This is a genomic window from Actinomadura logoneensis (assembly GCF_003428695.1).
Lineage (GTDB): Bacteria > Actinomycetota > Actinomycetes > Streptosporangiales > Streptosporangiaceae > Spirillospora > Spirillospora logoneensis.
This window is the reverse complement of sequence record NZ_QURH01000195.1, coordinates 1-7,244: the sequence shown is the minus strand read 5'-3', so window position 1 is coordinate 7,244 and position 7,244 is coordinate 1. Positions and strand designations below refer to the sequence as shown.

Annotated in this window: 7 protein-coding genes; 2 read left to right on the top strand and 5 right to left on the bottom strand. The window is 73.2% G+C overall.

Going from position 1 to position 7,244, the window contains the following annotated elements; translation table 11 throughout:
• On the top strand, positions 1 to 792 hold a 792-nt coding region (locus tag DZF91_RS10485), incomplete at its 5' end, for an SDR family NAD(P)-dependent oxidoreductase (RefSeq protein WP_117357283.1).
• A gap of 38 nt (positions 793 to 830) precedes the next feature.
• Here the strand turns inward: DZF91_RS10485 and DZF91_RS10480 are convergent.
• Genes DZF91_RS10480 through DZF91_RS10460 form a run of 5 tightly spaced genes read right to left on the bottom strand, consistent with a single transcriptional unit; the run spans position 831 to position 6,425 of the window.
• Positions 831 to 2,006: an ABC transporter ATP-binding protein gene (locus tag DZF91_RS10480; protein ID WP_117357282.1), complete on the bottom strand. Its 1,176-nt coding sequence runs from the start codon at positions 2,004 to 2,006 to the stop codon at positions 831 to 833.
• Positions 2,007 to 2,024: 18 nt separating this feature from the next.
• A complete protein-coding gene (locus DZF91_RS10475) occupies positions 2,025 to 2,849 on the bottom strand; it encodes a carbohydrate ABC transporter permease (RefSeq protein ID WP_117357281.1) in 825 nt (274 codons plus the stop codon).
• Positions 2,849 to 3,784, bottom strand: a complete 936-nt coding sequence (locus DZF91_RS10470; protein WP_117357280.1) for a carbohydrate ABC transporter permease — start codon at positions 3,782 to 3,784, stop codon at positions 2,849 to 2,851. The genes DZF91_RS10475 and DZF91_RS10470 overlap by 1 nt, the downstream gene beginning before the upstream one ends.
• Positions 3,781 to 5,112 (bottom strand): ABC transporter substrate-binding protein, encoded by a 1,332-nt coding sequence (locus DZF91_RS10465; protein WP_117357279.1) that lies wholly within the window; start codon positions 5,110 to 5,112, stop codon positions 3,781 to 3,783. The genes DZF91_RS10470 and DZF91_RS10465 overlap by 4 nt, the downstream gene beginning before the upstream one ends.
• The gene (locus DZF91_RS10460; protein WP_117357278.1) at positions 5,112 to 6,425 is read right to left on the bottom strand and encodes an NAD(P)/FAD-dependent oxidoreductase; all 1,314 of its coding nucleotides are present in this window, start codon (positions 6,423 to 6,425) and stop codon (positions 5,112 to 5,114) included. Before DZF91_RS10460 ends, DZF91_RS10465 begins: the two co-directional genes overlap by 1 nt.
• Before the next feature lie 292 nt (positions 6,426 to 6,717).
• Here DZF91_RS10460 and DZF91_RS10455 point away from each other — a divergent pair, with 292 nt between their 5' ends.
• Positions 6,718 to 7,152, top strand: coding sequence for a CBS domain-containing protein (locus DZF91_RS10455; protein WP_117357277.1), 435 nt, complete (start codon positions 6,718 to 6,720; stop codon positions 7,150 to 7,152).
• Positions 7,153 to 7,244: the final 92 nt, after the last annotated feature.

The following is a 7,244-nucleotide window of genomic DNA, read 5'->3' as shown; positions in this document are numbered from 1 at the left end:
GTGGTGACCGGCGCGGGCAGCGGCATCGGCCGCGCCACCGCGCTGGCGTTCGCCGAGCGCGGCGCGGAGGTCGTCGCCGCCGACCTGGACGCTGCGTCCGCGCGGCGCACCGCCGAGCTGGCGCGGCTGCTCGGCCCGGACGCGCACCCGTACCAGGTGGACGTCGCGGACGCGGGCGCGATGGAGGACTTCGCCAAGGCCGTCCTGCACGAGCACGGCGTCCCCGACGTGCTCGTCAACAACGCCGGGATCGGCATGGCGGGCGGGTTCCTCGACCACACGCCGGACGACTGGAAGCGCGTCCTGGACGTCAACCTGTGGGGCGTCGTGCACGGGACGCGGCTGTTCGCGGCGCGGATGGCCGAGCGCGGGGAGGGCGGGCACATCGTGAACACGGCCTCGGCCGCCGCGTTCACGCCGTCCCGGACGCTGCCCGCCTACGCCACCAGCAAGGCGGCCGTGCTGATGCTCAGCGAGTGCCTGCGCGCCGAGCTGGCGGGCCGCGGCATCGGCGTCACCGCGATCTGCCCGGGCGTCGTCAACACCAACATCACCCGGACGTCCCGGTTCGTCGGGCGGGACGACGCGGCGCAGGAGCGGGGCCGTGAGCGCGCCGCCCGCGCGTACGCCCGGCGCGGCTACGGCCCCGAGCGGGTCGCCGAGCACGTCGTCCGGGCCGTCCTGCGCGACCGCGCGGTCGTCCCGGTGACGCCGGAGGCGCGGGTGGGCCGCGTGCTCTCCCGGCTGTCGCCCGGCGTGATGCGGCTGCTCGCGCGCCTCGACCTCGGCTGACCGGCCACGGCCCCGGCGGCGGAGCAGCGGGCGGCGGATCAGCGGGAGTTGGTCAGGTTGAGGCCGCTGTCGGGGTCGAACAGGTGGGCGGCGGACGGGTCGAAGTCGAGCAGGATGTCCTCGCCCTCCCGGGCCGGCGACTTCGGGTCGAGGTGCGCGACCAGCTGCAGGCTCATCCGCTCGGTGCCGCCCGAGAACGCCTCGGCGAGGTGCTCGGACTGCACCGCGCCCGAGTCGTCCAGCGCCAGGTAGGCGAGCTTCTCCGAGCCGAGCGACTCCAGGATGTCCACGTGTCCGGTGAAGGTGTGGGGCCGCCCGTCGAAGTTGCGGCGGCGGCCCGCCCGCGGGTCGTCGAACGCCTCGGGCCGCAGGCCGAGGATGAGCTCCTTCGGCGCGTCGTGATCGGCGATCGCGCGGCGCATCTCCGCGGTGAGCGGGACGTCCCCGATGACGGTGGTCAGGTGCTGGTCGGTCACCTCGGCGGGCAGGAAGTTCATCGACGGCGAGCCGATGAACCCGGCGACGAACAGGTTGCACGGATGGTCGTACAGCTCCTCCGGCGACCCGATCTGCTGGACCACGCCCCGGCGCATCAGCACGATCCGGTCGCCGAGGGTCATCGCCTCGGTCTGGTCGTGGGTGACGTAGACCGTCGTGGTGCCGAGCCGCTTCTGCAGCCGCGAGATCATCGTGCGCATCTGCACCCGGAGCTTGGCGTCCAGGTTGGACAGCGGCTCGTCCATCAGGAACGCCTTCGGGTCGCGGATGATCGCGCGGCCCATCGCGACCCGCTGCCGCTGCCCGCCGGACAGGTGGACGGGCTTGCGGTCCAGCAGCTCCTCCAGGTCGAGCAGGTGCGCGGTCTCGTTGATCCGGCGCTCGCTGTCGGCCTTGTCGACCTTGGCCAGGCGCAGCGGGAAGCCGATGTTCTCCCGGACGGTCATGTGCGGGTACAGCGCGTAGGACTGGAACACCATCGCGATGTCCCGCTCGCGCGGCGCGCGCTCGTTCACCCGCTCGCCGTCGATGCGCAGCTCGCCCTCGCTGATGTCCTCCAGCCCCGCGATCATGTTGAGGGTCGTGGACTTCCCGCAGCCGGACGGCCCGACCAGGATGATGAACTCGCCGTCGGCGATGGTCAGGTCGAACCGGTCCACCGCGACGGTGCCGTCCGGGTACCGCTTGGTCAGCCCCTCCATCGCGATCTCAGCCACCGCCCGCCCCCTCCCCGCTCACCCCTTCACCGCACCGGACGTCAGTCCGGACACGATCCGCCGCTGGAACACCAGCACGAAGACCACGATCGGGATGGTGATCACCACGGCCGCCGCCGCGATCGACCCGGTCGGGTCCTCGAACTGCGAGGACCCGGTGAAGAACGAGATCGTCGCGGGCGCGGTGCGCGCCGCGTTCGACGAGGTCAGCGAGATCGAGAACAGGAAGTCGTTCCAGCACACGATGAACGCCAGGATCGCGGTGGTCACCACGCCGGGCACCGCGAGCGGGACGATCACCATCCGGAACGCCTGCAGGGGCGTCGCGCCGTCCATGGTGGCGGCCTTCTCCAAGTCCCACGGGATCTCCCTGAAGAACGTCGAGAGCGTGTAGATGGTCAGCGGCAGCGCGAACGTCACGTACGGCAGGATCAGCCCCGGCCAGGTGTTGAACAGCCCGAGCCCGCGCTCGATCTGGAACAGCGGCGTGACCAGCGAGATCTGCGGGAACATCGAGATCAGCAGGGACAGGCCGATCACCGCGTTGCGGCCCGGGAAGCTCAGCCGGGCCACCGCGTAGGCGGCCATCGTGCCGAGCACGATCGCGATCGCCGTCGAGATGAGCCCGATCCCGATCGAGTTGACCAGGCCGCGCACGAAGTCGTCGTTCTTGAAGATCCCGCTGTAGTTCGACCAGGTCCACTTGGTCGGCCAGAACGTCCCGCGGCCGACGGTCGCCGGCTCCTTGAACGACAGCGACGCGATCCAGACGACCGGGACCAGCGCGTACACCAGGACGAGCAGGTCCAGGAAGGCCCACCGGGCGCGCGCGTTCCCCCGCATCACCGCCCCCTGTCCTGCCCGGGCGCGGACGCCCCGAGCACCTTGACGAACAGCACCGGCACCACCGAGACGCCCAGGAAGATCAGCACCGACATGGTCGAGCCGATGCCGAGGTTCAGCCCGGAGATCAGGTTGTGGTAGGCGATGATCGACACCGACGAGGTGTTCTGCGCGCCGTTGGTCAGCACGTAGATGTCGTCGAAGATGCGCACCGCGTCCAGGATCCGGAACAGCAGCGCGGCGTAGATCGTGGGCGCCATCAGCGGCAGCACCACCAGCCGGAACCGCTGCCAGGCGGACGCCCCGTCCATCGCGGCGGCCTTCAGGGCGTCCTCGGGCACCAGCGCCAGGCCCGCCATGAGCAGCAGTGACATGAACGGCGTGGTCTTCCAGACCTCCGCCAGGATGATGATCAGCAGGGCGGGCCAGTGCTGGGTGAGCGGCGCGCTGCCCGCCGGCAGGAACCCGGCCAGCCAGCCGGTGCCGGGCGTCCAGGCGTACTTCCAGCCGTAGGCGGCGGCGACCGTGACGATGCCGTACGGGATCAGCACGGCCGTGCGCACCAGGCCGCGCCCGGTCAGCGTCCGGTACATCACCAGCGCGATCGCCATCCCGAGGACCAGCTCGATCACGACGCTGACCACCGTGACGACGACCGTCACCCAGACCGCGTTCCACCAGAACCCGCTGGTCAGGACGGTGCCGTAGTTCGCCAGTCCGATCCAGGCCCGGCGGCCGGGGAACCGCAGGTCGTAGCGCTGCAGCGACAGCAGCACCGAGTAGACGATCGGCCAGCCGGTCACCAGCAGCATCACCACCGCCGCCGGCGCGCACAGCCACAGGCCGAGCCTGCGCTCGTCGCGCGCGCCCCGGCTGACCGTCCGCCCGCCCCCGTTCCCGTCCGCGCCCGTCCGGGCCGTCTCCCCCGCGGTCACGGCAGCACCCCCTGGCTCTCCAGCGCGTCCCCGATGAGCGAGCGCAGCGTCCCCAGCGTCCGCGGCGGGTCGATCGACCGGGGCGGCGACAGCGTCACGGCCGTCACCGTCGACACGTTCTGGTAGGTGGGGGTCATCGGGCGCGGCGCGGCGGTGCGCAGCGCGTCCCGGATGGTCTGCCGCATCGGGTACGCCCGGTCCATGCCCGGCGCGTCGTAGACGGTCCCGATCGTGGGGGGCAGGCCGTCCTCGACGGCCGCGACGCGCTGGCTCTCGGGGTCGCGCAGGCACAGCGCCGCGCGGAACGCCGCGTCCGGGTGCCGCGAGTAGCGGCTGACGGCGAAGTTCGCGCCGCCGAGGGGGGACCGCCCCGGTCCGTTCAGGCCCGGGTACGGCGCCCAGCGGAAGTGCCGGGCGAGCTTCGGCCGGTTGGACGTCATCGACGCGTACACGAACGGCCAGTTGACCTCGTAGGCGCCGCGTCCGGCCTCGACCGCCAGCCGCGCGTCGTCCTCCTTGGTGTTGGACATGGACGGGTCCGCGGCCTTGGAGCGGGAGAAGTCCCGCATCACCTTCAGCGCCGCCAGCGCGGACGGCCCGAGCGCGACGTGCTCGCCGTCGGGGGTCAGGATGGTCCCGCCCGCGGACGCGACGAGGCTGTTGAACCAGACCACCAGGCCCTCGTACTGCGCGCCGGTGACCTCGCCGTAGAACGGCTCGCCCGCGCGGGCCAGCCGCGCCGACTCGGCCATCAGCCCGGACCAGGTGCGCGGCGGGTGCGGGATCAGGTCCGACCGGTACCAGAGCAGCTGGACGTTGGTGTTGTACGGCGCGGCGAACAGCCGTCCGCGCCAGGTCGCGGTGCCGAGCGGCGCGGCGAGCGTGCCCCGCCGGGCCTCCGCCGCGTGCGCGCCGGTCCACTCGCGGATCCAGCCCGCCTCGGCGAGTTCGGCGGTCCAGGTGACGTCCAGGCCCAGCACGTCCAGGCCGTGGTCGCCGGCCGCCAGCCGCCGGACGAGCTGCTCGCGCTGGTCGTCCGCGCCGCGCGGCAGCGTGTTCAGCCGGATCCGGTACGCGCCGCGCGCGGCGTCGTTGCAGCGCCGGACGATCTGCGCCATGTGCTCCTGCGGCGCGTTGTACAGGTCCACGGCGGGCGGGCCGGACGGCCCGGACCCGCACCCCGCCAGCGTTCCGAGGGCCAGCAGCGCCAGCACTGGCAGCGCCCCGGCCGCCGCGAGCGCCGGGAGGACCCGTCCCCCGGCGGGCTGGCGGGCGTCCGGGACCGCACGCGCCGCGCGCGTTCCCCGTCCGGGCGTCCGGCTGCGCATCAGACCGGTGCGGCCACGGTGTGGTCGAGGTCGACGGCCGCGCCCGTCCGCGTGTCCAGGAAGCCCAGCCGGATCAGGTCGTCCCCGGCGAACGCGTGCAGCGCCCAGTTGCCCAGGACCCGGGCCTTCGCGCGGTACCCGGGGACGGTCGCCAGGTGGTAGCCGCGCGTGACGGCCTGCGCGAGCGGGCCGGTGAGGCGCATGCCGAGCGGTCGGGCGACCCCCTGGGCGCCGCCGAGGTCGATGACCATGCCGAGGTCCTTGTGCGCGTACACGTGCGGTTTGCGGCCGTGCAGCGCCGCCACGACGTTGGCGGCGGCGGTCCGCGCCTGCCGGGTGGCGTGCTGGGCGGTCGGCGGGCAGACCGCGCTGCCGCCCTTCACCAGGTCCGGGACGGCGGCGGCGTCGCCGAGGGCGATGACCTCGGGATGGCCCGCGAGACGCAGGTCCGCGCCGACGACGAGGCGGCCCTTCTCGGTGGGCGCGTCCAGGGTGGCGACGACCGGGGACGGCTTCACGCCCGCCGTCCAGATCAGCGTCCGGCACGGCAGCGTCCGGCCGTCGGTGAGCCGCGCCTCGTCGGCCGTGAGCCGGTCGATGCTGACGCCCAGCCGGACGTCCACGCCGCGCCGCCGCAGCGTGCGCGTGGCCACCTCCCCGAGCCGCTCGCCGATCTCGGGCAGCAGCTTGGGCGCGATGTCCACCAGCGTCCAGGACAGCATGGCCGGGTCGAGCCGCGGGAAGCGCCGCAGCGCCTTGTAGCTGAGCAGCTGCAGGTTCGCGGTGGTCTCGACGCCCGAGTAGCCGCCGCCGACCACCACGAATCCGAGCCGCGCGGCCCGCTCGTCGGGGTCGTGCGTCGCCGCCGCCAGCTCCAGCTGCGCGATCACGTGGTCGCGCAGGTAGACGGCCTCGGCGAGGTTCTTCATCCCGTGCCCGAACTCCTTGAGGCCGGGGATGTCGAAGGTGCGCGTGACGCTGCCCGGGCAGAGCACCAGGTGGTCGTAGCGCAGCGTGGTCTGCTCGCCGTCGATCTTGTTGACGGTGACCGTCCGGTCGCGCAGGTCCACGCCGAGGGCGACGCCGGGGACGATCCGGGTGCGGTGCAGCAGCCGGTGCAGCGGCCCGGCGATCGAGCGCGGGTCCAGCGTCCCGCTCGCGACCTCGGGCAGCAGCGGCTGGTAGAGCGTGTAGCCGAACGGCGCGACGAGCGAGATCGCCGCCTCGGCCGGGCGGAGCGCCCGTTCCAGGCGGCGTGCGGTGCCGTACCCGGCGAACCCGGCGCCCACGATGACGATGCGCGGAACGGTCACGGCGACTCCCTTCAGCCCTGGTGGGTCGGCCCCGGCCGGACTCGGCCGTCCCGGTCGACCCGGTCAGCCGAGCGCGGACGCGCTGCGACTGATCACCTACTGTAGGTAACCATTCCGGGCGCGGGTTACACCGGGGTCGCCGTAGGGCAAATCCCCCTTACATGCCGCGACATCTGTCGTAGCCGAATCGGGAGGCTCCGCGCTTCAGGGGTTCTCCGCGCGCACCGCGCGTGCGACCTTGGGCGGGAGCCCCTCACCGCCGACCCTGCACCGACCCCCCGGAGCGTGTGAGATGCGTATTCGCGACATCCTGCGGAGAAAGGGAGACACGGTGGCCACCGTCCCGCCGGACGCCACCGTGCGCGAGCTGCTGGCCGTGCTCGCCGAACACAACATCGGAGCGGCCGTCGTGTCGCCGGACGGCACGGCCATCGCCGGGATCGCCTCCGAGCGCGACGTCGTGCGCCGCCTGCACGAGCACGGCGCCGACCTCCTCGACCGCCCGGTCTCGTCCATCATGACCGGCCAGGTGCGCACGGTCGGGCCCGACGAGGCCGTGGAGGAGCTGCGCCGGACCATGACCGAGCACCGCATCCGGCACGTCCCGGTGCTGGACGACGGCCGGCTCGCCGGCATCGTCAGCATCGGCGACGTGGTCAAGAGCGCGATCGACGAGCTGGAGAGCGAGCGCGAGCACCTGGTCGGCTACATCCAGCGCGCCCCCTAACCCGGCCGCGGCCCCGCCGCCGGCGGCGGGTTCGTGGGCGACGGCGGGTCCGCGGCCGGGTCTCCGGACCGCGCGGCTAGACGAGGACGCGG